This is a genomic window from Pelomonas dachongensis, assembly GCF_043555865.1.
Taxonomy (GTDB): Bacteria; Pseudomonadota; Gammaproteobacteria; order Burkholderiales; family Burkholderiaceae_C; genus Pelomonas; species Pelomonas dachongensis.
This window is the reverse complement of the sequence record NZ_JBIGHY010000002.1, coordinates 647538-673072: the sequence shown is the minus strand read 5'-3', so window position 1 is coordinate 673072 and position 25535 is coordinate 647538. Positions and strand designations below refer to the sequence as shown.

Here is a 25535-nt window from a genome sequence, read left to right as displayed (position 1 = left end):
TGTCACGAGGGCCGGGAGTACGTGATGGCGGACAAGGGCTTCGGCGGCGGCTTTCCGTGGGCAAGTGTGGCGGTGCTGGTGGCGTTTGTCGCCAGCACGCAGCTGGCGCCGCACGCGTTCGAGCCGCTGCGCCCGGCCGAGAAGGCGCGTGCGCAGGCGCCGCTGGACCCCGAGCTGGAAGTCAACGCGCGACTGTGGGAAGACCCCTTCGCCGCGCTGCGCCGCTACGAGACCGAGCGCACCGACCGCTGCGAGCGCATCCGCAAACAGGCCTCGCGCGAGGTTGATGTCGACTGCCGCGACCGCGTGGCCGAGGCGCGCGACCCGCGCCAGATGCTCGCCAAGCTGGACCGCGACCGCGACCAGCGGCTGGACGACACGCTGGTCGTGCTGGGCCTGCTGCCGGGCGCGGACTTCGTCGGCGCCGAGGAGGCGCGCCGCCGCACGCGCTATGCCGCGCTCGCCGGCCTGCTGGCGATGGACTACGTGCCCGACAACGCCGAGCGGCTGAGCCTGCTGGAATTCGACCTGCTGGAAGCCGAGCCGCCGGACAGCGGCGCCAACAGGGCGGCGCTGCCGGCCAGCGCGGCGCGCCAGGCACAGGCCGTCAAGGCCAAGAACTCGTTCGTCGTGCCGTTTGAATTGCTGTCGCTGCGCAGCGGCCCGCGCGACAAGCCAGGCGCCAAGGGCAGCGCGCGCTATGCCCAGGTGGCCGTGCTGTGGGTCGACGAGAACGCGCTCCCCAACCGCAAGCTCGATGCACTGGCCCGGCTGGCCCAGCAGCTGATGGGTGATGAGGCGCGGGCAAATGCGCGCATCCGCTTCGACGACAAGGACGATGCCGGCCCCAACCTCGCCATCATCGGTCCGTCGTCCACCGACGCGCTGCGCATGGCGCTGGCCGACCTGCGCTGTGCGGCAGACCGCGCCAACACCGGCACCGATGGCACCACGCCAGCAGCCGCGGCAGCGGCGGCGGTGCGCTGCTCCAGTGGCGGCAGCCTCAGCGGCCTGGTGCTGGAGAGTGACGTGCAGCAGGGCTACAAGCTGCTGTCGCATGCGGAGTTCTACAACTCGGCGTCCACCGCGCCAAACCGCATGCTGGCTGAACTGAACCGGCAGGACCTGGACGCCTTCGTCACCGACCAGTTCAACCGCATCACCGGCGAGACGCCGCGTCGCTCCGTGGTGCTGCAGCGCACCGTGGGCACCGACGGTGACCTGATGCGCAAGCTCGATGCCGAAGTCCGCCTGAGGCTGCCGCAGAACGCGCAGCGGCGCGTGGTGGTGGTGGCCGAGCGCGACTCGCTGTACGCGCAGTCGCTGGTGGCCGAGCTGCGTCACCGGCTGTCGCAAGGCGAGGGCAAGCTGACGCTGGAGGTGGTGTATTTCTTCCGCGGGCTGGACGGCGTGACCACACGAGAAGGCCAGGCCGCCGCACCGGCCACGGGCAAGTCCGCGACGCTGGAATGGCCCGAGAGCCGCGATCAACTGGACTACCTGCGCCGGCTCGGCGCGGAGCTCAAGCGCAGCGAGACGCAGCGCCAGATGGCGCCCATCAGCGCGATCGGCATCTTCGCCAACGACGTGCATGACAAGTTGCTGGTTCTGCAGGCGCTGCACGAGGACTTCTCCGACCGCATGTTCTTCTCGACCGACCTGGACGCGCGCTACCTGCACCCGCGCACGCAGGCCTTCACGCGCAACCTGGTGGTCGCCAGCAGCCTGCCGCTGGCCTTCTACCCGCCGCTGCCGCAGGCCGGCGGTGCATTGCCGGTGGACCTGCAGGCCGGCACGCCGCCGCTGCGCGACATCTACCAGACCAGCACCTACGTCGCTGCGCGCCGCGCCGGCTGCCGCGACGACGCCTGCAAGCAGCGCGAGCAGGCTGCGCTGGACCTGGCGCTGCAGAACACGTCGCTGTACGAGATCGGGCGCAGCAACAGCGTGCCGCTGGCCGGCTACGCCCTCGACGCCCGTCCGCCCACTAGCGGCGCGGGCCGAATCCTGGTGGCCGTGCTGATGGTGGGGCTGATGGGCACGGTGCTGGCCGTGTGGCCGTCTACCCCGGCTATCCGCCAGGCGCGCACGGTGTTCCTGCGCATCCCGACGCGCGACAACCAGCCGCAGATGGACATGACGGCCATCGTGCTGGTGGCGCTGCACGCTGGCCTGTTCTCTTACGTGCTGGCCAGCCTCATCGAATTCGTGCTGCCCAGCCGGCTCGACTTCATCCACGCGCTGCTGCTGGCCAGCCTGGCGGCGTTCGGCGCGCTGCTGGCTGTGCTGCCGGCGCTGCTGTCGGCGCGGCGCGAGCAGCCCCCGCCGCCGCACCAGCACGCGGGCGTGGACCGGCTGCACCTGGTCGTTCTGCTGATGGTGGTGGGCGTGTGGCTGTGGCTGGCCTGGCCGGCCACCGGCTGGCAGGGCACGGCGACCTGCAACACCTGCGAGCCGGTGGTGTGGCTGGAGGGCGTCAGTGCCTGGCCATCGCATCTCATCCACCTGCTGGCGCTGTTTGCCATCCTGTGGACGCTGGACTGGGCCTGGGCCTGCACGCTGGCGCGGCTGCGCGAGGATTCGGATTGGCTGCGCCTGCCGCGCCCGGCGCCGCAGCCGGTGGAGCGCAGCCACCTGCGCGGCCTGGTCAACGGCTGGTTCGAGCACATCAGCGTGCTCTTCTGGCGCCCGGGCGTGGGCTACAGCTGCGACTTCGATCAGCTCTGGCGCGAGTACTGCGAGCGCGGCGAGGCCCGGCCTCGCGCGGCGCGCACGCTGGTGTGGTTCGTGCTGACCATTGCGCTGGTCGGGCTGATCTTCCTCGGGCTGTCCGAGGGGCAGATTCCCGAGGTGCCCGTGCGCGGCGCGGAGCACCGCCAGATCGTCCAGGCGACGCTGTACGTAATACTGCTGCTGTTGCCGCTGCTCATCGTGGCCGTGGCGGACACGACGGTGCTGCTGGTGCGCTTCGTGCGCCACCTCAACGTCGGGCGCAGCTTCTATCCCGACGACACCATCACCGCGTTTGCCCGCGGCTTGGGCGAGGAGCACCAGGCGCTGTGGTCGCAGCGCGTCAGTGCGCGGCCCGAGGACCGCAGCAAGGCCGGCGGCGGCTTCACCATGCACACGCTGCTGGACGACTGGATTGACGTGCAGGTGGTGGCCCGCCGCAGCGCGCCCGTGGCGCGGCTGGTCATCGGGCCGTTCGTCGTGCTGGCGCTGCTGGTAGTGGCGCGCAGCCGGCTGTTCGACAACTGGGCGCTGACGCCCGCCGTGGCCGTGGGCGTGTGCTTCTACGTCGTGGTGCTGATTGGGCTGACGCTGCTGCTGAAGCAGTCGGCCGAGGCCACGCGCAAACGCGCGCTGGAGTCGATGCAGGCCGATCTGCGCTGGCTGGCCGGCAGCGGCAAGCCCATGAGCGACCTCGTCGAACCGTTCAAGCGGCTGATCGCGCAGGTGGAGAACGAGCAGCGCGGCGCGTTCGCGTCCTTCTTCGACCAGCCGCTGCTGAAGGCCATGCTGGTGCCGCTGGGCGGGGCCGGCGGCACGCAGCTGTTCGACTACCTGCTGCTCGGGCGCTGAATGGCCGCGATGGCGGCGGCCATGCGCTCGGTGTCGGCGCCGGCAATGTCGACCCAGCGGATGCCGCCGGCCGTCAGCGCGGCACGCACGCGGGCGTCGAAGCGCTCGCGCACCGCCGGTCCGTCGCGCAGGAAACCGTCGGCCTGCCACGGCAGGTCGGGTGCGCACAGCAGCGTCAGCCCGCACCGGCGCTGGAAGGTGAGCGCGCCCGCGGTGAGCGAGTCATCACCGAAGTAGTGCTCGCTGCACAGCGCCGTGATCAGCGGCGTGGTGTCGCAGATCACCAGCGCGTGCCGACGAGATGCCGCCTCGATGCGTGCGGCCTGCTCGGCGGCGATGGCCGCCTGCTCGTGCTGCCGGGGCGTGCGGCCGTGGGTGGCGCACCACTCGCGCAGGTACTCGGTGACGAGACCGGCGTCGAAATGCTTCGCCAGCGCCTCCGACAACGTCGATTTGCCGGTGCATTCCGCGCCCAGCAGCGCGACGAGAACGCTCAAGCGCGGCTCCAGGCGCGCCAGCCGATGACGCTCATCGGTATGAACCCGGCGTAGAGGATGACGGTCAGCCAGTAGCCCTTGAGCCCGAACAGCACCACGCTGACCGCGTTGACGACGATCCAGGTCGGCCAGTTCTCCACGTACTTGCGCGCCAGCAACCACTGGCCCAGCAGGCTCGCAACGGTCGGGAACGCGTCCCAGTAGGGCAGCGGGCTGTCGGTGTAGCGGTCCAGGAACAGGCCGAGCAGCGGCCACGCGGCCAGCGTCAGCAGCGCGGGCTTCAGCAGGCCCCGCAGGCCCAGGCTTCGCACGCTCAGCGCCGCGCCGTCCTGCGTGCGGCCGAAGCGCCATTGCCACAGGCCCCACAACGCCAGCGCTGCGAACAGCAGTTGCAGCGCGGCCTCGCCATAGAGCTTGCCGTCCCAGAAGAGCGCGAAGTACATCAGCGAGCTGATGAAAGCCAGCGGCCAGGCCAGCAGCTTCACGCGCATGTTGCAGACGACCATCCATACCGCCAGCACGAAGGCCACCAGTTCCAGCCACGAGATGGGGCTGCCGAAGGCGGTGAAGGCCGGCGCAAGCAGCGCCGCCCAAAAGGTGGCCAGCATCAGCGCGAGACGGGGGAAGCGGCGGACGCCGGCCGCACGGGTGCGAGCGGCACGAAGACCTCGTCGGCCTTGATCATGCCCAGCTCGAAGCGGGCCTTCTCCTCGACCATTTCCAGGCCTTCGCGCAGGTCGCGCAGTTCGGCCTGCAATTGGTCGTTGCGCGCGCGCGCCTTGTCGTTGTCGGCGCGCGCCGCCGCTACCTCCTCCCGGAGATGAGCGACGTACGGAAGGCTGCCCCGGCCCACCCACAGTTGGGCCTGGATGGCGACCAAAAAAGTCGCCAAGACCAGGGCAAGAACCTTCAAGCGCTTACTTCAGGTTGTAGAACGCGGCACGGCCAGGGTAGACGGCCACGTCGCCGAGATCTTCCTCGATGCGCAGCAGCTGGTTGTACTTGGCCATGCGGTCCGAGCGCGACAGCGAACCCGTCTTGATCTGGCCGGCGTTCAGGCCCACGGCGATGTCGGAGATGGTGCTGTCTTCAGTCTCGCCCGAGCGGTGCGAGATGACGGCCGTGTAGCCGGCGCGCTTGGCCATCTCGATGGCAGCGAAGGTCTCGGTCAGCGTGCCGATCTGGTTGATCTTGATCAGGATCGAGTTGGCGATGCCCTTCTCGATGCCTTCCTGCAGGATCTTGGTGTTGGTGACGAACAGGTCGTCGCCGACGATCTGCACGTTCTTGCCCAAGCGGTCCGTCAGGATCTTCCAGCCGTCCCAGTCGCCTTCGGCCATGCCGTCTTCGATGGAGATGATGGGGTACTTGTCGACCCACGTGGCCAGCATGTCGGTCCACTCTAGCGAGTTCAGCTGGATACCGCCTTCGCCTTCGAGCACGTACTTGCCGTCCTTGTAGAACTCGCTGGCGGCGCAGTCCAGCGCGATGGCGATCTGCGTGCCCGCCTGGTAGCCGGCGTTGTCGATGGCCTGCAGGATCAGCTGAATGGCGGCCTCATGGCTCTCGACGCTGGGCGCGAAGCCGCCTTCGTCACCCACGGCGGTGGAGATGTGCTTGTCGTGCAGGATCTTCTTCAGCGCGTGGAAGACCTCGGCACCCCAGCGCAGCGCTTCGCGGAAGCTCGGCGCTCCCACGGGGACGATCATCAGCTCTTGGAGGTCCAGGCTGTTGTTGGCGTGCGCGCCGCCGTTGATGACGTTCATCATCGGCACGGGCAGCTGGTTGCCGTTCATGCCGCCGAAGTAGCGGTACAGCGGCAGGCCGGACTCTTCAGCGGCAGCGCGGGCCACGGCCATCGACACGGCCAGCATCGCGTTGGCGCCCAGGCGGCTCTTGTTCTCGGTGCCGTCCAGGTCGATCAGGGTCTTGTCCAGAAAGGCCTGCTCGGCCGCGTCCAGACCCAGCACGGCTTCGGAGATCTCGGTGTTGATGTGCTCGACGGCCTTCAGCACGCCCTTGCCCAGGTAGCGGCCCTTGTCGCCGTCGCGCAGCTCGATGGCTTCGCGCGAGCCGGTGGATGCGCCCGACGGCACGGCGGCGCGGCCCATGACGCCGGACTCCAGCAGCACGTCGCACTCGACGGTGGGATTGCCGCGGCTGTCGAGGATTTCTCGACCGACGATGTCAACGATGGCGCTCATTCAGTATCTCCAGGGAAGTGAAAAATTCGGGCGGGCGCAGTGTGCCAAACGGGCGTTACCGCGTCACATCAATCGGCCTGTGCAGGCGCGGGAGTTTAAGTGCTGGTCTCAGCGGCTGGCCCCTGCTTCCACAACCGCCATGTCACCGCAGCGAGTGCGGCGACGCCCAGGCCCAGCACGGCCCACAGCAGCATGCGGCGCGGGGGCAGCGCGGGTGCGGCCGGCTCGGCTTGTGCGATGAAAGTGCCGAGGCTGGCCTGGCCCAAGCGGGATTGCTCGCTCGCCCAGTCGGGCACCACGTCGGTCAACGCACGCGGGCCGCTGTCCGCTGTGGCGATGCCCACCTGCAGGTTGAATGGCGGCTCGCCCTGCGCGGCCCAGACGATGCGGGGGACGCGCAGCGTCCAGTCCAGGCGCAGGCTGCCGGCCGGCGGCAGGGCGGTGCCGCGCGGCGGCAGCAGCCGCAGCTCGCTGATGCCGGCCGGGAAGGGCAGTGCAGGGGCGACGTCGGCCGCCGAGCCGCCGCGGTCCACGCGGTAGAACACCGTGCGGGCGACGGTCTTCCACGGCAACTGCGGGCCGGCGCGTGTCTGCACCTGCACGGGCAGCACCCAGGTGCCCTGCGTGCCGGACAGTGCCACGGTCAGCAGTGGCTGCGGGCCGCCCAGGGGCACGACCCAGCCGCCCTCCGCGTCGGGTGCAGGCAGCGGCGCAGAGCGCGTGAGCTGCTGCGGCGCCGTGCCAGCGGGCTGGGCCAGCAGCGTGGCGGCTTCGGGCTGGACAGCTCGGGTGGGGTCGTCCCACACCAGGCGCAGATAGCGCTGTGGCCGGCCCGGCAGCATCACCAGCGGCTGGGCCAGCGGCGTGCCGTCCGCCGTCTGCAGGCCGAGCAGCTGACCGGTGCCCAGCCACTGCCAGGTCTGCAGATCGGCGCTGGTTTCGAGGCGGTATCCGGACTGGAAGGAAGCAGTGCCGGCGGGCCAGTGCAGGCGCAGCTGGCGCGGCTGCGCGGGCCATTGGTCGGGCTCGCCCAGGTCCAGCAGCCACCCGGCCGGCACACGCTGGCGCGGTGCCGAAGCGAGTTTGGGTGCCGGTGGCAGCGCGAACAGCTTCAGCTCGCGTTCCGGGGGAGTGACGAAGCTGCTGTCCGGCAGCAGCGCGAACGGCACACGCCGGCCTTGGGCGTCCAGCAACTGCCAGTCGCGCAGATCGCTTGTCAGGCTGTACTGCCAGGCCTCGGCGGTGGCGTCCAGCGTCAGGAAGGGCGCGGGTTGGCTGACCTGCACCGGCGCGCGGTGCGGTGCTGCACCGGCCGATGCGGCGGCCAGCAACAGCAGCAGTTCAAGAAGGTGTCTTTTCATCTCGGGCCGCACTTGCTGAACCTGGTGAACCCGCGGAAGCCGTTGAACCCGTTGACCCAGGCAAGGGTGCCACATAGCCGATCACCAGCATCAGCACGCCCACACCAAGGAAGGAGACGATACGCAGCACGGTGCCGCTGCCTTGCAGGTCGAACACCATCAGCTTCAGCACGACGGCGCCCAGCAGCACGGCGCCGGCCAGCCACGGCGCGCGCTGCTGGCGGCGCGTGCCGAGCAGCATGAGCACCAGGGCCAGCGCACTCCACAGCAGCGCCAGACCGGTCTGAACGCCGCGCGAATCCAGCCAGCCGTCGACGTGATACGGCACGCCTCCCCAGTGGTGGAAGCAGCGGATCAGCATGCCGTTCAGCCACAGGAAAGCCAGGCCTGCGGGCACAGCCAGCACTTGCGACGGCAACCGCGCGGCGGCCGGGCTGCGCAGCCAGGCGACGACGGCCAGCAGTGCAGCGACCAGCCCCAAGTCCAGCGGGTTCAGCACTGGGAAGTAGGGCAGGGGTGCGGCGTTGCCGGGGCTGGCCCAGTTGGCGATCAGCACCCAGGCGGCGAGTGCCAGACTCAGCACGCCGGCACCAGCCTGGGCATAGGTCGCAGGTGCGAGGCGCAGCGGCCACGCCTGCTGTTGCGGCGCGCGGCGCTGTTGGGAAAGCACGCCGGCCAGCAGCAGCGCCGGCACCAACAGCCAGCCCAGCCAGCCCCAGGCGCTGCCGGGGTCACCCAGGTCGGCGGTCCAGTGCCGGCCCTGCAGCGCGCCCAGCAGCGCGAAGGCCAGCAGGCTGCCGGCATGCGTCGCGTTGCTCAACAGCACGGGCCAGTGCGGCGCCGTGCGTTGCAGCACCAGCGCCTGCGCAACCCAGGCGAGCGGCAGGGCCCACCAGCCGCCTGCCGACAGCGGCGCGCCGTACAGCACGGTGCCCAGGAGGCCCAGCAAGCACCATGCCGGCAGCAGCAGTGCCGTCGGCCACGCAGCCGCGGGCCAGTGCCACCGCGCTTGCAGGCCCAGCAGCACAGCGCTGATGGCGGCGACCAGCGCGACGCCGACGGACCACGCGTGCGGTGCCGGAACCCAGTGGTCGAGCGTGATGCCTGCCGCGACCGCCAGCCACAGCGCGCCCCAGCCCACCAACCCGAACGCGACGCCCGCATGCCAGGGGCGGCTGTCATCGCGGCCCATGAACCGTGCGCCACCCAGACCAGCCGCGCCGATCAGCAGCGCGTTGAGCAGTTGCGACGGCGCATGGGACGCATCACCCTGGGTCATCGCCCACACCAACCTCGCGCCACCCAACGCCATCAGCGCGAGGCCGCTGGCCAGCACACGCAGGCGGCGCTGGCGCAGGCCCAGCCACACGGCGCCCGCGCCCTCCAGCGCCCAGGCGCCGGCCGTGGCCTCGGCGCTGAGCGCGAAGGGGATGACCAGCGTGCCGAACACCGCGCCCAGCGCGATGAAGGCTTCGAACACGAGGGCATGGGCGGCGCGGCGCCGCACCCACGCAGCCAGGCCCACGTAGGCCGCGGCGATCAGCAGCGCGGCCAGGGCGATGGCCACCGAATCGGGCTTCAGCAGCGCGTACTGCATGCCCGAGCCGAACACTGGCACGCCGAACAGCAGCGTGGACTGCAGCCAGCGCTCCGGCTCCTGTGCGCGCCGGCCCGGCATCAGCAGCACGGCGGTGAATAGCAGCCAGTAGGCAATCAGGAAGCCCTGGGCGACGGCGTAGTCGGCAGGCGTGTAGCTCCACAGGCCCCAGGCGCTGGCGATCAGCGCGGTGAAGCCGAAGGCGATCAGGTTCAGCCGCGGCCAATGCTTGAACCAGGCGACCAGCGCCACACCCAGCCCGAGCACGAGGTAGTAGCCCAGCAGCATCGCGATGGCGCCGCCACCGGTCGACAGCAGCAGCGGCGTCGCATAGCCGCCCAGCGCGGCGACGATGGCCAGCGCCTGCGCGTCCTGCTTGACTGCCAGCAGCGCGGCGAGCAGCGAGACGGACAGCATCAGCGCGAACACCAGTGCCATCGGCTGCAGGCCGGCCAGTTTCACGGCCGCGAACAATGTCAGGTAGACGACCGCCACGCCGCCGCCCTGCAGCAGCAGGCCGTAGCCGCGCGAGCGCAGGCGCAGCCGCCAGCCAGTCACCAGCAGCACGACGCCGGTGGCGCCGATGCCGGCCAGGCGCACTTCCAGCGGCATGGTGACATTCTCGGCCGCAAAGCGCGCCAGGAACACCAGGCCCAGGAACAGCATCGCCAGCCCGACCTTGACAATGGTGTTGGCCGCCGCGATGCGCTGCGCCCACGCGGGCATGGGGATGGGCCGGCGCGGCTTGGGTGCCGGCGCAGGTGCGGGCTTGGCCGGCTGAGGCGTGGCGATGGGTGTCGGTATGACCGGCGGCACCGGCAGGACGACCGCTGCCTCGACAGGCTCGGACCCGGAGAAAGCAGGGGACGCAGGCGCGTGCGCTGCAGCCGGGCGCGGCGCCGGCGCAGCGGCGGGCGCGCGTGCCAGGAGCTGCTGCTCCAGGCTGGCAATGCGCCGCCCTTGCCGGGTCTGCTGCAAGAAAAGCCAGCCGACGGCGGCGCCGAGGAACGCGCCCATCAAGCTCTCGGCAGCGAAGCCGCCAAAGAGCGCGCCCAGCAACAGTGCGAGGACCGGCACGCCGTTTACACGCCGTCGATCAACACCATGCGCATGACGGCGATGCCTTCGCGGGCCTCGCGCGCTGCGCCGTACTCGGGCGAGTCGTAGAAAGCCTGAGCGGCGTCGTGGGTGGGGAACTTCAACAGCACGACGCGGTCGGGCGTCCAGTCGCCTTCAAGCACGGTCGTCTTGCCGCCGCGCACCAGCACCTCGGCGCCGTGTCCCTTCATGGCCAGCGTGGACAGCCGCCGGTAGTCCTCGTACTGCTCAGGATTCGTGATCTTGACGTTGGCGAGGATGTACGCGCTCATGGGTTCAGCAGCTGAAGTCGTTCTCGAGCAGCGGCTGTTGCTTGACGACGCGGTCCAGCGCCACCAGTTGCGTCAGCAGCGTCTTCATGTGCTTGAGCGGCACCGCGTTGGGCCCGTCGCTGAAGGCCTCGGCCGGGTTCGGGTGCGTCTCCATGAACAGGCCCGCCACGCCGACACCGACGCCGGCACGGGCCAGCACCGGCACCATCTCGCGCGCACCGCCACTGGAGCCGCCCAGGCCGCCAGGCTTCTGCACGGAGTGGGTCACGTCGAACACCACCGGCGCGCCGGAGTTGCGCATCTCGGCCAGACTGGTCATGTCGGCAACGAGGTTGTTGTAGCCAAAGCTGACGCCACGTTCGCAGGCCAGGAAAAGGTCTTCGCTCAGGCCCACTTCGCGCGCGGCGGCGCGGGCCTTGTCGATGACGTTCTTCATGTCCCAGGGCGCGAGGAACTGGCCCTTCTTGATGTTGACCGGCTTGCCGCTCTGCGCGACGGCGCGGATGAAGTCGGTCTGGCGGCACAGGAAGGCCGGCGTCTGCAGCACGTCAACGACGCTGGCGACCTCGGCCACTTGCGTTGCGTCATGCACGTCGGTCAGCACAGGCAGGCCGGTCTGGCGGCGCACCTCGTCCAGGATCTTCAGGCCGGCGTCCATGCCGACACCGCGCTTGGTGGTGCCGGAGGAGCGGTTGGCCTTGTCGAACGAGCCCTTGTAGATCAGCGGGATGCCCAGCGAGGTGCAGGCTTCCTTCAGCAGGCCGGCCACATCCAGCGACAGCTGCTGGCTTTCGATGGAGCAGGTGCCGGCGATCAGGAAGAACGGCTTGTCGAGGCCGACGTCGTATCCGCAGAGCTTCATGGGGTGGTCCTCAAGCTTTCTTGTGGTTCAGCGCGGCCTTGACGAAGGCCGTGAACAGCGGGTGGCCGCCCCAGGGCGTGGACTTGAATTCGGGGTGGAACTGCACGCCGACGAACCAGGGGTGCACCTCACGCGGCAGCTCGACCATCTCCGTCAGCTTTTCGCGCTGCGTGATGGCCGAGATGACCAGACCCGCCTGTTGCAGGCGGTCCAGGTAATGTTCGTTGGCCTCGTAGCGGTGGCGATGGCGTTCGTTGACGACCGGCCCGTAGATGTCGTGCGCCAGCGTGCCCGGCTTGACGTCGGAGCTTTGCGCGCCCAAGCGCATCGTGCCGCCGAGGTCGGAGTTGGCGTCGCGTTTCTGGATGCTGCCGTCGGCGTCCTGCCACTCGTCGATCAGCGCAATGACGGGGTGGGGCGTCTCGGGGTCGAACTCGGTGGAGTTGGCGCCCGTCAGGCCAGCCATGTGGCGGGCGTACTCGATGGTGGCGACCTGCATGCCGAGGCAAATGCCGAGGTAAGGCATCTTGTGTTCGCGCGCGTACTGCGCCGCAAGGATCTTGCCTTCCACACCGCGCTTGCCGAAGCCGCCGGGCACGAGGATGGCGTCGTATTCGCTGAGGCTGGACACCGTCTCGGCCGTCAGTGTCTCGCTGTCGACGTACTCGATCTTCACGCCGGCATGGTTGTGGATGCCCGCGTGGCGCAGCGCCTCATTGAGCGACTTGTACGAGTCCGACAGGTCGGTGTACTTGCCGCACATGGCGATGGTGATCTGCTCCTTGGGATTCTCGACCTCGAACACGAGGTTATCCCAGCGCTTCAGGTCGGCGCTCTTGGTGTTGAGCTGCAGCTTGGTGCAGATCAGCTGGTCCAGCCCCTGCTCGTGCAGCATGCGCGGCACCTTGTAGATGGTGTTCACGTCCCACATCGAGATCACGCCGTACTCGGCGACGTTGGTAAACAGCGAGATCTTCTCGCGCTCGTCGTCGGGAATGCGGCGGTCGGCGCGGCACAGCAGCGCGTCGGGCTGGATACCGATCTCGCGCAGCTTCTGCACCGTGTGCTGCGTGGGCTTGGTCTTGAGCTCGCCCGCGGCGGCGATCCACGGCACATAGGTCAGGTGCACGAAGGCAACGTTGTTCGGGCCGGCCTTCAGGCTCATCTGGCGCGCGGCTTCGAGGAAGGGCAGCGACTCGATGTCGCCCACCGTGCCGCCGATCTCGACGATCGCCACGTCCACCGCCTCGGGCGTGCCCTGGCCGGCGCCGCGGCGGATGAACTCCTGCATCTCGTTGGTGATGTGCGGGATGACCTGGACCGTCTTGCCGAGGTAGTCGCCGCGGCGTTCCTTCTCCAGCACGGACATGTAGATCTGCCCGGTGGTGAAGTTGTTGGCCTTCTTCATCCGCGTCGTGATGAAGCGCTCGTAGTGGCCGAGGTCGAGGTCGGTTTCTGCGCCGTCGTCGGTGACGAAGACTTCGCCGTGCTGGAACGGTGACATCGTGCCGGGGTCGACGTTGATGTACGGGTCCAGCTTGATCAGGGTGACTTTGAGGCCGCGCGATTCGAGGATGGCAGCCAGTGACGCCGACGCGATGCCCTTGCCCAAGGAGGACACCACACCGCCGGTGACGAAGACGTATTTGGTCATGTCTTGCAGCACGCCAGAACAGCGTGCTGTGGTGGGAAATTGCGATTGTACGAGACCCGTCAGCGAGCCTTCAGCAACTCCAGCACCAGGTCTGCCGTCTCCTCGGGCTTCTCGAACGGGTACAGATGTGAGCCTTCCATCCAGCGCCAGCGCTCGCCGGCCAGCTTCATGGATGCGGCGGCGCCCGCCTGGCGCAACTCGGCTGACTGCGTGCCGCCGACAAAGGCGACCGGGCACTGCGGCGGGCGCAGGCGCAGCAGCAGCGGCAGGTGGTGGGGCAGTGTGCGATAAATGTGCGCCTCGACCTCCCGCGCGAAGCGCAGCCGCACCTGGCCCTCGGCCTCTTCAAACCCGGCGGCGATGTAGTCGGACAGCACGCGGGGGTCCCAGCGGGCGAACAGCTTCTTGGCGGCAAAATGCTGGTGGACGGCTGCGCGGTTGGGCCAGCTGTGGCGGCGCTCGCGGGCGATCCTCGACGGGCCGTAGCGGTTCATCAGCCCGGAGCCCTTCGCCACCGCGATTCCGGCTGCGCGGATGCCGGCGATCACGGGCGAGTCCAGCATCACCAGGCCGCTGACCAGGTCGGGCCGGCGGCAGGCTGCCATCAGGCTCAGCATGCCGCCCAGCGAGTGGCCCACCAGCGCGACGGGGCCCTCGGGCTTCACGTCGTGCTCGATGAAATGCAGCAACTGGTCGCGCAGACGGCGCCAGTCGCCGGTGACCGGGAAGCGGGGGTCGTGCCCGAAGCGGTCCAGGGCCTGCACGCGCCAGCCGGCCGCGCGCCAGCGCTCGAACAGCACGCGGTAGCAGCCGGCCGGGAAGCTGTTGGCGTGCGAGAAGACGAGCGTCGGGTGCCGTGCACCCTTTGCGCTTCGCCCTGTCTCGCCAAGCGGGCGCTGAACGCCCTCGAACGGCCTGACGGCGCTCATGCCTTGGCGATCTTCTTCAGCTTGTAGAGCGCCTCCAGCGCCTCGCGGGGCGACAGCGCGTCAGGGTCGATGGCGTCCAGCGCCGCGACGAGTCCGCTCGGTTCCGGCAGTGGCGGCGGAGCGGGGGGCGCGGCGAAGAGGTCGAACTGGTCGTCCTCGGCGTTCTGTCGCGCTTCCAGCGCCTCCAGCGTCGCGCGCGCCTGGCGCACCAGGCTGGCGGGCATGCCGGCGAGCTTGGCCACCTGCACGCCGTAGCTGCGGCTGGCCGGGCCCGCCTGCAGCTCGTGCAAAAAGACGATGTCCTCGCCGCTTTCCACGGCCGACACATGCCAGTTCTGCGCCAGCGGGTGCTTGGCCGGGAACTCGGTCAGCTCGAAATAGTGGGTGGCGAACAGCGTGAATGCGCGCGTCTTGTCATGCAGGTGGCTGGCGATGGCCGACGCGAGGGCCAGGCCGTCGAAGGTCGACGTGCCGCGGCCGATCTCGTCCATCAGCACGAGCGATTGGTCGGTGGCGGAATGCAGGATGGCCGCACCCTCGGTCATCTCCAGCATGAAGGTGGACTGCGCGTTGGCGAGGTCGTCCGCCGCGCCGATGCGGGTGTGGATGGCGTCCATGGGGCCGAGGCGGGCGCTCGTGGCGGGCACGTAGCTGCCGATCGCGGCCAGCAGCGCGATCAGCGCCACCTGGCGCATGAACGTGCTCTTGCCGCCCATGTTGGGGCCAGTGATGACCAGCAGCCGCGTGCGTGCGTCGAGCTTGCAGTCGTTGGGCATGAACTCCGCGCCGCCGGTTTCGGCCAGCCGTGCCTGCACGACGGGGTGACGGCCGGCTTCGATCTCCAGGCACGGATGCGGCACGAACTCCGGCCGGCACCAGTTCAGCGTGATGGCGCGCTCGGCCAGCGCGGCGAGCGCGTCCAGCCCGGCCAGCGTGCGGCCTAGCGCGGTGAGCGGCGCCAGGCGAGTGAGCAACGCGTCGATGACCTGCTCGTACAGCAGCTTCTCGCGCGCCAGCGCCCGCTCGTTGGCGGACAGCGCCTTGTCCTCGAAGGCCTTCAGCTCGGGTGTGATGTAGCGCTCGGCGTTCTTCAGCGTCTGCCGGCGCTGGTAGTCCATCGGTACCTTGTCGACCTGACCCTGCGTGACCTCGATGTAGAAGCCGTGCACGCGGTTGAACTGCACGCGCAGGTTGGTGATGCCGGTGCGGGCGCGTTCGCGCGTCTCCAGGTCCAGAAGGAAACCGTCGCAGTTCTGCTGGATGCTGCGCAGTTCGTCGAGATCGGCATCAAAGCCGTCGGCGATGACGCCGCCGTCGCGCGGCAGCAGTGCCGGTTCGGCGGCAATGGCGCGCTCCAGCAATTCCACGATGTCGCCGGGCGGGTTCAGCGAGTCGTCCCGCAGCGCGGCCGGCGTGGCGGCGCGCAGTTGTGGCAGCGCCTGCAGCGTGGCGCGGATGCCCGTCAGCTCGCGCGGACGCACCTGACGCAGCGCGATGCGGGCCGAGATGCGTTCCACGTCGCTGACCGACTTCAGCGCGTCACGTAGCAGCTCAAAGCCTTCGGCCTGCAGCGCCGCAATGGCGTTGTGGCGCGCGATGGCCTCGCCGCGCTCACGCTTCGGGTGCAGCAGCCACTGGCGCAGCATGCGGCTGCCCATGCCGGTCTTGCAGGTGTCGATCAGCGAGAAGAGGGTGGGCGAGGACTCGCCGCGCAGAGTCTGGATGAGTTCCAGGTTGCGCTGCGTGGCGGGCGGCAGGTCCATCAGATCGCTCGCCCGCTGCACGCGCAGCGAGCGCACATGGGCCAGCGCACGGCCCTGCGTGTGCTCGGCAAACGCCAGCAGCGCACTGCCGGCGGCGTGGGCCAGCGTCAGCTCGTGCGCGTTGAAGCCTTGCAGATTGGCCACGCCCAGCTGTTCGCACAGCTTGCGCTGGCCGAGGGCGCCGTCGAACTGCCAGCTGGGCCGATTCGTCACCGGGAAGCGTGCGCGCATCACGCCCGCCGGCTGCTGCTCGCGGTTGACCAGGATTTCCGCCGGCATCAGCCGCGCCAGCCAGCCGGGCAGCTCTGCGTCGCTGCACTCGGCCAAGCCGATCTCGCCCTGCGTCAGCGACAACCATGCCAGGCCGTGCCGCCGGCCTTGTCCGCTGACACTCAGCAGCACGGCGTCCTGCTTGTCGGCCAGCAGCTCGGTGTCGGTGATGGTGCCCGGCGTGACAACGCGCACCACCTTGCGCTCCACCGGCCCCTTGCTCGCACCGACCTCGCCGACCTGCTCGGCAATTGCGACCGCTTCGCCCAGCTTGATCAGCTTGGCGAGATAGCTCTCCAGCGAATGCACCGGCACGCCGGCCATGACGACGGGCTGGCCGGCGCTCTGGCCGCGCGTGGTGATGGTGATGTCCAGCAACGCATGGCACTTGCGCGCGTCGTCGTAGAAGACCTCGTAGAAATCGCCCATCCGGTACAGCAACAGCGTGTCCGGGAAGTCGGCTTTTAGGCCCAGATACTGGGCCATCATGGGCGTATGCGCGCTGAAGTCAGCGGTCTGGGTCATCGGCGTCGGGCAAATAGCAAAGCCCCCCGGCGGAGGGCTTCAGAATGCGTGGAAGTTTACGCGGCGGTGACCGCACCTTCCGGGAGACGCCGATGAACAGATCCCTGGTTGCGGGCCTGGCGCTCGCGGGCCTGACCGGCCTGTCGGCCAATGCCGCCGAGCCTTCGCTTTGCACGCAATTGGCCGACGAGGCCCGCAAGGCGCCGGCCGCCATCTGGGCCCGACCCGACCCTCTGGCGGCCTGGATCGAGCCCGGCCAGTCGGCCAAGCCTTCGCCCACCGTCGCGGCGCTGGCCAACGATCAACACTGGCGTGACCTGCTGGCCGCGTCCGACGCGCAGCCCATCGCCGTGCGACAACTGGAGGGCGCGCCGGTCTACATGGTGGATGACATCGCCGGCACGGCCCATTGCCAGTCGCTGGTGCTGGTGGAGGCGCAAGTCGGCCAGCCCGCGAGGCAGTTGCAGCCACCGTTCGACCTGGAGCGGATGAGCCTGTGCATGACCCAGTCGGCCGGGTTTGCACGCGTTCTGGGGCGGCCGGCCTTGCTGGTGGGAGGGGCGCCCTCCATGACCAGCCCGGACCTGCAGTACCGCATCGCCCTCTGGGCCGGCGAGGGTTGGGGGCAGCGTTGCAGCATCACGGTGCGTCGCAACACCGAGATGAGCATGGCCCAGCGCTTCTGCCCACCCGGCAGCAAGGTCTGCGAGTCGGGGCAGCCGGTGGCGCAGCGGCTGGCACATGCCTACGAGGCTGCGCGCGCTGCGAATCAGGCGCTCGATGCGACAGCGTTCAATGGCGGCCGTTGGCCCGATGCAGCCGTGGCCGCGGCGTTGAATCCCCCCTTGGCCCACGCGGGGGCGATCGGTCACATGAACCCTCCGTTCCCGCTGTTCGGCGCCGACGAACAGCGGCTGGACCCCATGCTGACGGTGTTCTCCAACACCGACCCGCGCGTGCTGCCGGTGCAGGTGGACAGCCGCTGGTGGCTGGCCGTGGTGGGCCGCTCCGGCGTCGGCTGGCGAGAGGGCGATGCGGTGCTGGTGGCGTTCTTCGCGTTGCCGGGGCGTGTGGCCGATGGCGCGGCGTCATACCAGTTCCGCGTCAGCCCCAAGGGGCTGCGCGATGTGATGGCCATCGACGAGGCGCGCTAGAAAAGCGAAAGGCCCGCAGTTGCGGGCCTTCGATACCGGCCGAGTCGGGAGACTCGGCGGTTCCTTGGATCTCGGGTTCTGGCTCAGTCTTCCGACTTGAACACCAGCTTGACTTCGTGCGTCTGGGCAGCGCCCGTGCCTTCGAACTTCCACTGGCTCAGGGCTTCGATGGCGGCGCGGTCGAACACGCGCTTCGGCTCGGCTTCGACGACTTCGACGCCCGAGACCTTGCCGTCACCGGCGATGGCGATCTTGGCGCGCACGCTGCCGGCGTTGATGTTCTTCTTGACGGCTTCGTTCGGGTACTCCGGCGGCACCTTCTTCAGGACCTTCACGTCGGCGTGAGCCAGGGCAGCGGAGGCAGCGAGAGCGAGAGCGAGCACGGTGCGGACGAACATCTGATTCTTTCGACTTGTTGAACTGGTGGGTGACGCGGCCCGTCGCCGTGTCGTAGACGCATTCTGGCGAGTCCTTCCCCCCAAGGTAAGGGGGCTGGGCGTGCAGATGTCACGCCGAAAACTACGGGTTAACACTATCCGAAGATCCGTGCCAAATTGTTCACGCCACAAACGGCGAAGCCCTCGCGAGGAGGGCTTCGTTGCAGCGAAGTCGCGGGATCAGATCGGGGAGTCGAGGCCCGTCTCGTCCTTCTTGATGCGAACCGGCGCGCGCTTCTTGGCGACGGGCGCAGCGGCGGCCGGGGCCTCGGCAGCCACTGCAGGCGCAGCCGGGGCGGCCAGGTCTTCTTCCTTGATGACGCGTGTGTAGGGCGCCAGGATGCTGACCAGTTGGGCGTAGATCTTGGGGTTGCCGGCCAGCACCTCGCGCTGGTGCAGGTAGTCGGCCTCGCCGGTGAAGTTGCCGATCAGGCCACCGGCCTCCGACACGATCAGCGAGCCGGCCGCCACGTCCCAGGGCTGCAGACCGGTCTCGAAGAAGGCGTCGTAATAACCGGCCGCGACGTAGCAGAGGTCGAGTGCGGCGGCGCCGGGGCGGCGCAGGCCGGCGCACTGCTGCATGACCTCCTCGAACATCTTCACGTAGCGCTTGAAGTTGTCGCCGCGGCGGAACGGGAAGCCGGTGCCGATCAGCGCGTCGCTCATGCGGGTGCGCTTGGACACGCGAAGGCGCTTGTCGTTCAGGAACGCGCCACGACCCTTGGTTGCGTAGAACAGGTCGTTGCGGGTCGGGTCGTAGACGACCGCTTGCTCGATCTTGCCGCGGAACGCCAGCGCGATGGACACGCAGTACACGGGGAAGCCGTGGATGAAGTTGGTCGTGCCGTCCAGCGGATCGATGATCCAGACGTAGTCGGAGTTCTTGTTGCCGTGGGTGCGGCCGGACTCTTCGGCCAGGATGCCGTGGTCGGGATACGCGCCCAGCAACGTCTCGATAATCACCCCTTCGCAGGCATGGTCCACCTCGGTGACGAAGTCGTTCGGGCTCTTGGTGTTGATGCGTAGCGCTTCGAGGTCCAGCGAGGCGCGGTTGATGAGGGCGCCGGCTGCGCGTGCCGCCTTGATGGCGACATTGAGCATCGGATGTAGGGACGTTTGCAACATGCGTGGCACTCGCTGGGAAGAAGGGGCTGGCAGAGAGGAAAGAGCGGCGGACGTCTGTAGAACAGGCCCGGATAATCGCGGAATTCTAGCTTCAGCCCCTTGGTTAACCCGTGGAATCCACACGCTTCGTCCTCATCAACACCAGCCATGCGGGCAACGTCGGGGCCACGGCTCGGGCGATGAAGGTGATGGGCTTCGGCGACCTGGTGCTGGTGGCGCCGCGCTTCCCGGGCGTGCTGTGCCATGAGGAGGCCGTCGCGATGGCCAGCGGTGCGGCCGACATCCTGGCGCGCGCCCGCGTCGTCGAAACGTTGGCTGAAGCGCTGGACGGCGTGGACTTCGCCTGCGCCACTGCGATGACGCCGCGCGACTTCGGCCCGCCCACGCGAGAGCCACGCGTGCTCTTCGCCGAACTGGCCGCCCGCGCGGCCGCGCCGCGACTGGCGCTGGTGTTCGGCTCCGAGCGCTACGGCATGGCCAACGAGGATGTTTACCGGTGCCACGCGGTGCTCAGTATCCCGACGCATCCCGACTACGGCTCTCTGAACCTCGCGCAGGCCGTGCAGCTCCTGGCCTACGACCTGCGCCAGGCGCTGGGCGGCTTCGGCGTGCAGCCGCGCACGCCCGAACCTGAGGCCGCCGACGCGCGCGCCGTGCAGGGGCTGCTGGAGCACCTGCAGGCCGGGCTGACCGACATCGGCTTTCTCGACCCCGCCGCCCCGCGCAAGCTGATGCCGCGGTTGAACCAGCTGTTCAACCGTGCCGCGCTGACGACCGAGGAAGTCCACATCCTGCGCGGCATCGCGCGGCAGATGAGCAAGACCGCAGGGCGCACGGGTTCTTGACCCGCCCCCTACACTGGCCGGCCGTTTCCAGCCCGCAGCCCCATGTTCCAGCGCCTGCGCGAAGACATCGCCCTCATCCTTGAACGCGACCCGGCCGCCCGGTCGGCGTGGGAGGTGCTGACGTGCTATCCGGGCCTGCATGCGCTGATGTTCCACCGCCGCGCGAACTGGTTCTGGACGCACGGTTTCAAGTGGCTGGGCCGCTGGACCTCGCACTGGGGACGCTTCCTCACCGGCATCGAGATCCATCCGGGCGCCAAAATCGGGCGCCGGGTCTTCATCGACCACGGCATGGGCATCGTGATCGGCGAGATGGCCGAGATCGGCGAGGGCTGCACCATCTACCAGGGCGTCACGCTAGGCGGCACGTCGCTTGTGAAGGGCGCAAAGCGGCACCCGACGCTGGGCCCTGGGGTCATCGTCGGCGCCAACGCTTGCGTGCTGGGGGGCTTCACGGTCGGTGCGGGCGCGCGCATCGGGTCCGGCGCCGTCGTCACCAAGCCGGTGCCGGCCGGTGCAACGGCCGTGGGCAACCCGGCCCGCATCATCGAGGCGGCCAGCGAGCAGGCGCGCGAGGCGGCTGCCGCGAAGATGGGCTTCTCGGCCTATGGCGTGACGCAGGGTGATGACCCGGTGGCGCTGGCCATGCGCGGCCTCATCGACAGCGCCTCGGGCCACGAGCACCAGATCGCGCTGCTGTGGAGCGCGGTGTGCAAACTGTCGACGCAGCAGGGCCGGCCCATCGGCGACTGCGTGCCGGACGACGCGCAGCGCGATGAGGTCTTCGACGCGGCAGGCATGAGCCGGTTGGTGAAGTAGGCCGCGGCTGCGGCGCCTGACGGCGTCGGCTGGTTGCAACCTTTGGTTTCAATAGGCCCGCCTTAGATCAGAATGCCGGGTTCCGGGCCGGCGTGGCCCGCTCTTGCCGATGCCGCCTTGCTGTTGAGAGCCTTCCGACTGTGGTGGACCCCTGCCTGGCGCGTGGCGTCGAGGCTGGCGTTCGCTGTGGGCGTGGCAGGCAGCGCCGGCGCCGCGCCGGAGCCGCGCCACGAGCGGTTGGCCGACATCGCCTTCCAGCACGTGACGCAGGATCACGGCCTGCCTAACGCCATCGCGACGACGCTGGCCGAGGACGGTCAGGGGTTCCTGTGGATCGGCAGTCCGGGCGGCCTGTCGCGCTGGGACGGCTACCGCTTCCGCGTCTACCAGGCCGACCCGCACCGCGACGGAGCGCTGCCTGACAACTACGTGCAGGCGCTGCATGGCGACGCGCGCGGCCGGCTGTGGGTCGGCACCACGTCGGCCGGCCTGCTACGGCACGATCCCGCGACAGACCGATTCGTGCGCTACCCCGTGGGCGGTGCGCAGGGAATCAGCCACGTCAGCGTGCGCCAGGTGCAGGATGACGGCGAGGACGGCCTGTGGCTGGCCACCGACGGCGGCCTCGACCGCCTGGACCCGGCCAGCGGCCGCATCGAGCATGCGAGCGCGAGCTGGGCTGCCCCGGCCGGCAACAAGGTGCGCGTGCTGATGCGGGACCGGCTCGGCGCGTTGTGGGTGGGCAGCGCTGCCGGCCTGTTCCGCCGCGAGCCGGGCGGCCAGCAACTGCAGCCCGTGCCACTGCGCGCCGGCACGGCGGTGCAGCCCGAGGTGTTGAAGCAGGACAGCGCCGGCCGCATCTGGGTCGGCAGCCTGCAGCACGGGGTGTTCGTGCTGCCGGACTACGGCCGCGCACCCGCATCGGCGGTGCGTGAGGTGCTCATGCTGGATGGCCAGGACGTCCTGCGCGACAGCCAGATCGCCGGCCTCGCCGAGGTGCAGCCTGGCGAGATGTGGGTCGCGACCCAGGCGCAGGGCCTCGTGGCCGTCAACCTGGGGCGCGGCGAGACGCGGCGCATCCGCCATGTGCCGGCCTGGCCCATGAGCTTGGCCGACAACGCACTGCGGGCGCTGTACCGCGACCGCGCCGGCCTGGTCTGGGTGGCGACCAACCGGGGGCTGAGCCGGCACGACCCGCGCCAGAGCGGCGTGCTGTCGCGCTTCGGCGTCAACCCCGATGGTGGTGACGCGCTGGATGCACGATTCGTCAGCACCGAGATCAGCTGGATCGAGCCGCGACCTGACGGCGGCCTGTGGCTGGGCACGCACAAGAGCGGCGTCGACATGCTGGACGCCGGTGGCTCGCGCACCGGTGCCCTGCGACCCGATGCAGCGCGGCCCGACACCGCCTTGCCGGCCGACATCGTGCTGAGCATGGCGACGGCGCCGGACGGCGGCGTGTTCATCGGCACCAAGCGCGGCCTGTACCGCGCCGATGCCGCGGGCCGCCGTGTGCAGCGCGTGCCTCTGGGCGACCGCGACCCCGCGGCGTCCATCTGGGTGCTGCTGGCCGATGGCGACACGTTGTGGGTGGGCGGACAGTCCGACGGTCTGTGGAAGCTGGACGTCAGCAGCGGCCGCGCCGAAGCGGTGACGCTGGCCGCACCGGGTCTCAGCGACGAGCGCGTGACCGTGCTGGCTCGCGACGCGCGCGAGGCCGGCGTGCTGTGGGTGGGCACGCGCCACGGCCTGAACCGCGTGGTGCTGGCCGGCGGCCGGGTCACGCAATGGCTGCCCGGGCCTCGGCAGGCGGGTCATCTGTCTGCCGGTTTCATCACCGCGCTGCTCGCAGACGAACTCGGCCGGCTCTGGGTGGGCAGCTATGGCGGGGGCATCGACGTGTTGCCCGCCATCGGCTCCGACGCGGCGCCGATGCGGCTGGGCATGGCCGAGGGCCTGCCGGACAGCACCGTCAACGCGCTGCTGCAGGACTTGCAGGGCCGTATGTGGGCCAGTACTGACAACGGCCTGGCGCGCATCGACCCCCAGACGCTGGCTGTGCGCGCGCTGCGTCGCGCCGAGGGCGTGGTGTTCCCGACATATTGGACCGGATCGGCTGCCCGCACTGTGCGTGGAGAACTGCTGTTCGGGGGCGCCGGCGGCATGACGGTCGTGCTGCCCGAACGGCTACAGGACTGGAACTACAAGCCAGCCGTGCTGGTCACCGATGTGAAGCTGGGTGGCGTGCCGCACCCGCTGGGACCTGCGGGCGCGACCTTGACCGTGCGGCCGGACGCCAACAGCCTTGCCGTCGAGTTCTCGTCCACCGACTTCTCCGCGCCCGAGCGCAACCGTTTCGCGTTCAAGCTGGACGGCTACGACAGCGGCTGGGTGGACAGCGATGCGTCGCGCCGCCTGGCCGCGTACGCCAACCTGCCACCGGGCGACTACCGGCTGCGTCTGCGCGCGTCCAACCGCGACGGGCAGTGGAGCGAACGCGAGCTCGCGCTGCCCGTGCGCGTGCTGCCGGCCTGGCACCAGACCTGGTGGGCCCGGGCTGCCTTCGTGCTGGGCGTGGCGCTGCTGCTGCTGACGGCCGTGCGGCTGCGCACGCGGCTGCTGCGGCATCGCCAGCGCGAGCTGGAGGACAAGGTGCGCCAGCGCACCGCAGAGCTGGAAAGGCTGCACCGCACGCTGGAAGAGAAATCGCAGCAGCTGCTGATGAGCAGCGTTACCGATCCATTGACCGGCCTGCACAACCGGCGCTTCCTGACCGAGCACATCGAGCACGACCTGGCCGCCAGCCTGCGCCGCGCGCAGGAGACGCTGGCGGCAGGCGGCCAGCCGCTGGACACCGACAGCGTGTTCCTGCTGCTGGACATCGACGCGTTCAAGCGCATCAACGACCGCTATGGCCATGCTGCGGGCGACGCGGTGCTGGTGCAGTTCGGCGCGCGGCTCCGCTCGGTGCTGCGCGAGTCTGACTACCTCGTGCGCTGGGGGGGCGAGGAGTTCCTGGCCGTCGCCCGCGACACCGACCGCGCGCGCGCCGAGGAGCTTGCCGAGCGCATGCGCCACGTCATCGCGGCGACGCCATTCAACCTCGGCGAGGGTGGCGACATCGACATCACCTGCTCCATCGGCTTTGCCTGCATGCCCTTCGAGCTGGAGAAGCCGATGGCGCGCAGCTGGCAGCAGGTGGTCAATCTGGCCGATCTGGCGCTGTATGCAGCCAAGCGCTCAGGTCGCAACGCCTGGGTGGGCGTGCACATGGCGCACGGCCGAGGCGCCATCGCGCAACAGCACGCGGGCGGTTTCGGCATCACCAGCAACCGCCCGCTGGACGAAGTGCTGGCTGCGATGGGCTCGCCGACCGAGCCCGGCACGTTGGTCGGCTAGGCCGCTGGCGGGCGCTGCGCGCTCTTGGGCCTGAACGCCTTGCAGACCTCGTCGCGCGTTTCGAGATACGGCCCGCCGATCAGGTCGATGCAGTAGGGCACGGCGGCGAAGATGCCACTGGCCTGCGCGTGGCCGGCCAAGGTCTCAGCGATCGCCTTGGGCTGGCCGGGCAGGTTGATGATGAGCGCCTGGCCGCGGATCACGGCGACCTGGCGCGACAGGATGGCCGTGGGCACAAAGTGCAGCGAGATCTGGCGCATCTGCTCGCCGAAGCCGGGCATCTCGCGATCCGCCACGGCCAGCGTGGCCTCGGGCGTGACGTCGCGCGGCGCGGGGCCCGTGCCGCCGGTGGTCAGCACCAGGTCGCAGCGCTCGGTGTCCACCAGCTCGGCCAGCGCGGCCGAGATGCCGGCTTGCTCGTCGGGGATCAGGCGCGGTACGAACTCGATGGGATTCAGCAGCGCGCTCGTCAACCACGCTTGAAGCGCCGGCAGGCCCTTGTCCTCATAGACGCCGCTGGAGGCGCGGTCGCTGATGGAGACGATGCCGATCCTGACGGCGTCACTCATCGGCGGGCGCATCGTCGGCTGCCGCGTGCGCTTCGCTGGCCTTGATGAACTGGAACAGCTCACGGTACGCGCGGCCGCTGCGCTTCTCGGGCTCGTTGGCGGCGTCCTTGCGGGCGGCCCGAACGAGGTTGCGCACTTGCTGGATGTCAACGCCCTGGTGCTCGGCCAGGAACTCCTGCAGCGCATCGTCGCTGGCCAGCAGGCGCTCGCGCCAGCGCTCGGACTGGTGCAGCTTCAGGCTGTCCTGTGCATGGCCCAGCTTGAACGCGGCCACGGCTTCGCGGATGGGCTCGGGGTCGACCCGGCGCATCAGCTTGCCGATGTATTGCATCTGCCGGCGCTTGCCCTCGAAGTTGGTGATCTTCTTGGCGGCCTTCAGCGCGTCGTAAAGGATCTCGGGCAGCGACAGTGGCTCCCAGCGGGATTCGGGCAGGGCGAGCAGATCGTCGCCCAGCTTCTGCAGTGCCGTCGAGTCGCGCTTGAGCTGGGACTTGCTGGGGCCGTCGAAGTCGTCCTCAGTGTCGTGTTCGGGGGTGTTGTCTTGCATCTGTGGACGTATTCGGGCGGGTGGGA

General features: G+C 69.5%; 20 protein-coding genes. 5 read left to right on the top strand and 15 right to left on the bottom strand.

Translation table 11 applies throughout. The annotated features are described in order from the left end of the window. The first annotated feature begins 24 nt into the window (after positions 1 to 24). The gene (locus tag ACG02S_RS07620) at positions 25 to 3582 is read left to right on the top strand and encodes a hypothetical protein (protein WP_394469841.1); all 3558 of its coding nucleotides are present in this window, start codon (positions 25 to 27) and stop codon (positions 3580 to 3582) included. Here ACG02S_RS07620 and ACG02S_RS07615 read toward each other — a convergent pair. From ACG02S_RS07615 to mutS, 11 genes are all read right to left on the bottom strand, one after another. After that, on the bottom strand, positions 3561 to 4079 hold the full coding sequence (locus ACG02S_RS07615; RefSeq protein WP_394469840.1) for an AAA family ATPase: 519 nt from the start codon (positions 4077 to 4079) through the stop codon (positions 3561 to 3563). The two genes, ACG02S_RS07620 and ACG02S_RS07615, sit on opposite strands and share 22 nt — an antisense overlap. Continuing rightward, positions 4076 to 4687 carry a nicotinamide riboside transporter PnuC gene (gene pnuC, locus ACG02S_RS07610; protein ID WP_394469839.1) on the bottom strand — a complete coding sequence of 204 codons (612 nt, stop codon included), beginning with the start codon at positions 4685 to 4687 and terminating at the stop codon, positions 4076 to 4078. The genes ACG02S_RS07615 and pnuC overlap by 4 nt, the downstream gene beginning before the upstream one ends. Next, entirely contained in the window at positions 4687 to 4992 is a 306-nt protein-coding gene (locus tag ACG02S_RS07605) for a septum formation initiator family protein (protein ID WP_394469838.1), read from the bottom strand. Before ACG02S_RS07605 ends, pnuC begins: the two co-directional genes overlap by 1 nt. A 4-nt stretch (positions 4993 to 4996) precedes the next feature. After that, a complete protein-coding gene (gene eno, locus ACG02S_RS07600) occupies positions 4997 to 6283 on the bottom strand; it encodes a phosphopyruvate hydratase (protein WP_394469837.1) in 1287 nt (428 codons plus the stop codon). 95 nt (positions 6284 to 6378) lie between these two features. Further along, positions 6379 to 7644 carry a DUF3999 family protein gene (locus tag ACG02S_RS07595; protein ID WP_394469836.1) on the bottom strand — a complete coding sequence of 422 codons (1266 nt, stop codon included), beginning with the start codon at positions 7642 to 7644 and terminating at the stop codon, positions 6379 to 6381. Continuing rightward, complete coding sequence (locus ACG02S_RS07590; RefSeq protein ID WP_394469835.1) at positions 7625 to 10318, bottom strand: DUF2339 domain-containing protein; 2694 nt, start codon at positions 10316 to 10318, stop codon at positions 7625 to 7627. Before ACG02S_RS07590 ends, ACG02S_RS07595 begins: the two co-directional genes overlap by 20 nt. A 5-nt stretch (positions 10319 to 10323) precedes the next feature. Continuing rightward, the gene (locus tag ACG02S_RS07585) at positions 10324 to 10611 is read right to left on the bottom strand and encodes a DUF1330 domain-containing protein (RefSeq protein ID WP_394469834.1); all 288 of its coding nucleotides are present in this window, start codon (positions 10609 to 10611) and stop codon (positions 10324 to 10326) included. 4 nt (positions 10612 to 10615) lie between these two features. After that, positions 10616 to 11473, bottom strand: a complete 858-nt coding sequence (kdsA, locus tag ACG02S_RS07580; RefSeq protein ID WP_394469833.1) for a 3-deoxy-8-phosphooctulonate synthase — start codon at positions 11471 to 11473, stop codon at positions 10616 to 10618. A gap of 10 nt (positions 11474 to 11483) precedes the next feature. Beyond that, the gene (locus tag ACG02S_RS07575) at positions 11484 to 13127 is read right to left on the bottom strand and encodes a CTP synthase (RefSeq protein WP_394469832.1); all 1644 of its coding nucleotides are present in this window, start codon (positions 13125 to 13127) and stop codon (positions 11484 to 11486) included. Between the two features lie 59 nt (positions 13128 to 13186). Then, positions 13187 to 14056, bottom strand: a complete 870-nt coding sequence (locus ACG02S_RS07570; protein WP_394469831.1) for an alpha/beta fold hydrolase — start codon at positions 14054 to 14056, stop codon at positions 13187 to 13189. Beyond that, positions 14053 to 16614 (bottom strand): DNA mismatch repair protein MutS, encoded by a 2562-nt coding sequence (gene mutS / locus ACG02S_RS07565; RefSeq protein ID WP_394469830.1) that lies wholly within the window; start codon positions 16612 to 16614, stop codon positions 14053 to 14055. The genes ACG02S_RS07570 and mutS overlap by 4 nt, the downstream gene beginning before the upstream one ends. Positions 16615 to 16706: 92 nt before the next feature. Here mutS and ACG02S_RS07560 point away from each other — a divergent pair, with 92 nt between their 5' ends. Next, entirely contained in the window at positions 16707 to 17768 is a 1062-nt protein-coding gene (locus tag ACG02S_RS07560) for a hypothetical protein (protein ID WP_394469829.1), read from the top strand. Between the two features lie 83 nt (positions 17769 to 17851). Here ACG02S_RS07560 and ACG02S_RS07555 read toward each other — a convergent pair whose 3' ends face one another. Both ACG02S_RS07555 and ACG02S_RS07550 read right to left on the bottom strand, forming a co-directional pair. Continuing rightward, on the bottom strand, positions 17852 to 18166 hold the full coding sequence (locus tag ACG02S_RS07555; RefSeq protein ID WP_394469828.1) for an energy transducer TonB: 315 nt from the start codon (positions 18164 to 18166) through the stop codon (positions 17852 to 17854). A 219-nt stretch (positions 18167 to 18385) separates the two neighbouring features. Further along, entirely contained in the window at positions 18386 to 19330 is a 945-nt protein-coding gene (locus ACG02S_RS07550) for an inositol monophosphatase family protein (protein WP_394469827.1), read from the bottom strand. A 110-nt stretch (positions 19331 to 19440) separates the two neighbouring features. On the opposite strand from ACG02S_RS07550, the gene ACG02S_RS07545 reads away from it, so the two are divergent. The 3 genes from ACG02S_RS07545 to ACG02S_RS07535 all read left to right on the top strand — a co-directional run bounded on the left by ACG02S_RS07545 (position 19441) and on the right by ACG02S_RS07535 (position 24393). Continuing rightward, on the top strand, positions 19441 to 20175 hold the full coding sequence (locus ACG02S_RS07545; RefSeq protein WP_394469826.1) for an RNA methyltransferase: 735 nt from the start codon (positions 19441 to 19443) through the stop codon (positions 20173 to 20175). A gap of 42 nt (positions 20176 to 20217) precedes the next feature. Beyond that, entirely contained in the window at positions 20218 to 20994 is a 777-nt protein-coding gene (gene cysE, locus ACG02S_RS07540; RefSeq protein ID WP_394469825.1) for a serine O-acetyltransferase, read from the top strand. Between the two features lie 123 nt (positions 20995 to 21117). Beyond that, on the top strand, positions 21118 to 24393 hold the full coding sequence (locus tag ACG02S_RS07535; RefSeq protein ID WP_394469824.1) for a ligand-binding sensor domain-containing protein: 3276 nt from the start codon (positions 21118 to 21120) through the stop codon (positions 24391 to 24393). Here ACG02S_RS07535 and mog read toward each other — a convergent pair. Next, the gene (gene mog / locus ACG02S_RS07530) at positions 24390 to 24974 is read right to left on the bottom strand and encodes a molybdopterin adenylyltransferase (protein WP_394469823.1); all 585 of its coding nucleotides are present in this window, start codon (positions 24972 to 24974) and stop codon (positions 24390 to 24392) included. The two genes, ACG02S_RS07535 and mog, sit on opposite strands and share 4 nt — an antisense overlap. Beyond that, complete coding sequence (gene yjgA, locus ACG02S_RS07525; RefSeq protein WP_394469822.1) at positions 24955 to 25509, bottom strand: ribosome biogenesis factor YjgA; 555 nt, start codon at positions 25507 to 25509, stop codon at positions 24955 to 24957. Before yjgA ends, mog begins: the two co-directional genes overlap by 20 nt. Positions 25510 to 25535: the final 26 nt, after the last annotated feature.

Bases quoted from the DNA above. Each gene is read 5' to 3' on its own strand.
- pnuC (WP_394469839.1), bottom strand. From the start codon at position 4,687: ATGCTGGCCACCTTTTGGGCGGCGCTGCTTGCGCCGGCCTTCACCGCC.
- ACG02S_RS07555 (WP_394469828.1), bottom strand. From the start codon at position 18,166: ATGTTCGTCCGCACCGTGCTCGCTCTCGCTCTCGCTGCCTCCGCTGCC.
- ACG02S_RS07620 (WP_394469841.1), top strand. From the start codon at position 25: ATGGCGGACAAGGGCTTCGGCGGCGGCTTTCCGTGGGCAAGTGTGGCG.
- cysE (WP_394469825.1), top strand. From the start codon at position 20,218: ATGTTCCAGCGCCTGCGCGAAGACATCGCCCTCATCCTTGAACGCGAC.
- mutS (WP_394469830.1), bottom strand. From the start codon at position 16,614: ATGACCCAGACCGCTGACTTCAGCGCGCATACGCCCATGATGGCCCAG.
- eno (WP_394469837.1), bottom strand. From the start codon at position 6,283: ATGAGCGCCATCGTTGACATCGTCGGTCGAGAAATCCTCGACAGCCGC.
- ACG02S_RS07575 (WP_394469832.1), bottom strand. From the start codon at position 13,127: ATGACCAAATACGTCTTCGTCACCGGCGGTGTGGTGTCCTCCTTGGGC.
- ACG02S_RS07595 (WP_394469836.1), bottom strand. From the start codon at position 7,644: ATGAAAAGACACCTTCTTGAACTGCTGCTGTTGCTGGCCGCCGCATCG.
- ACG02S_RS07550 (WP_394469827.1), bottom strand. From the start codon at position 19,330: ATGTTGCAAACGTCCCTACATCCGATGCTCAATGTCGCCATCAAGGCG.
- kdsA (WP_394469833.1), bottom strand. From the start codon at position 11,473: ATGAAGCTCTGCGGATACGACGTCGGCCTCGACAAGCCGTTCTTCCTG.
- ACG02S_RS07570 (WP_394469831.1), bottom strand. From the start codon at position 14,056: ATGAGCGCCGTCAGGCCGTTCGAGGGCGTTCAGCGCCCGCTTGGCGAG.
- ACG02S_RS07585 (WP_394469834.1), bottom strand. From the start codon at position 10,611: ATGAGCGCGTACATCCTCGCCAACGTCAAGATCACGAATCCTGAGCAG.
- mog (WP_394469823.1), bottom strand. From the start codon at position 24,974: ATGCGCCCGCCGATGAGTGACGCCGTCAGGATCGGCATCGTCTCCATC.
- yjgA (WP_394469822.1), bottom strand. From the start codon at position 25,509: ATGCAAGACAACACCCCCGAACACGACACTGAGGACGACTTCGACGGC.
- ACG02S_RS07560 (WP_394469829.1), top strand. From the start codon at position 16,707: ATGAACAGATCCCTGGTTGCGGGCCTGGCGCTCGCGGGCCTGACCGGC.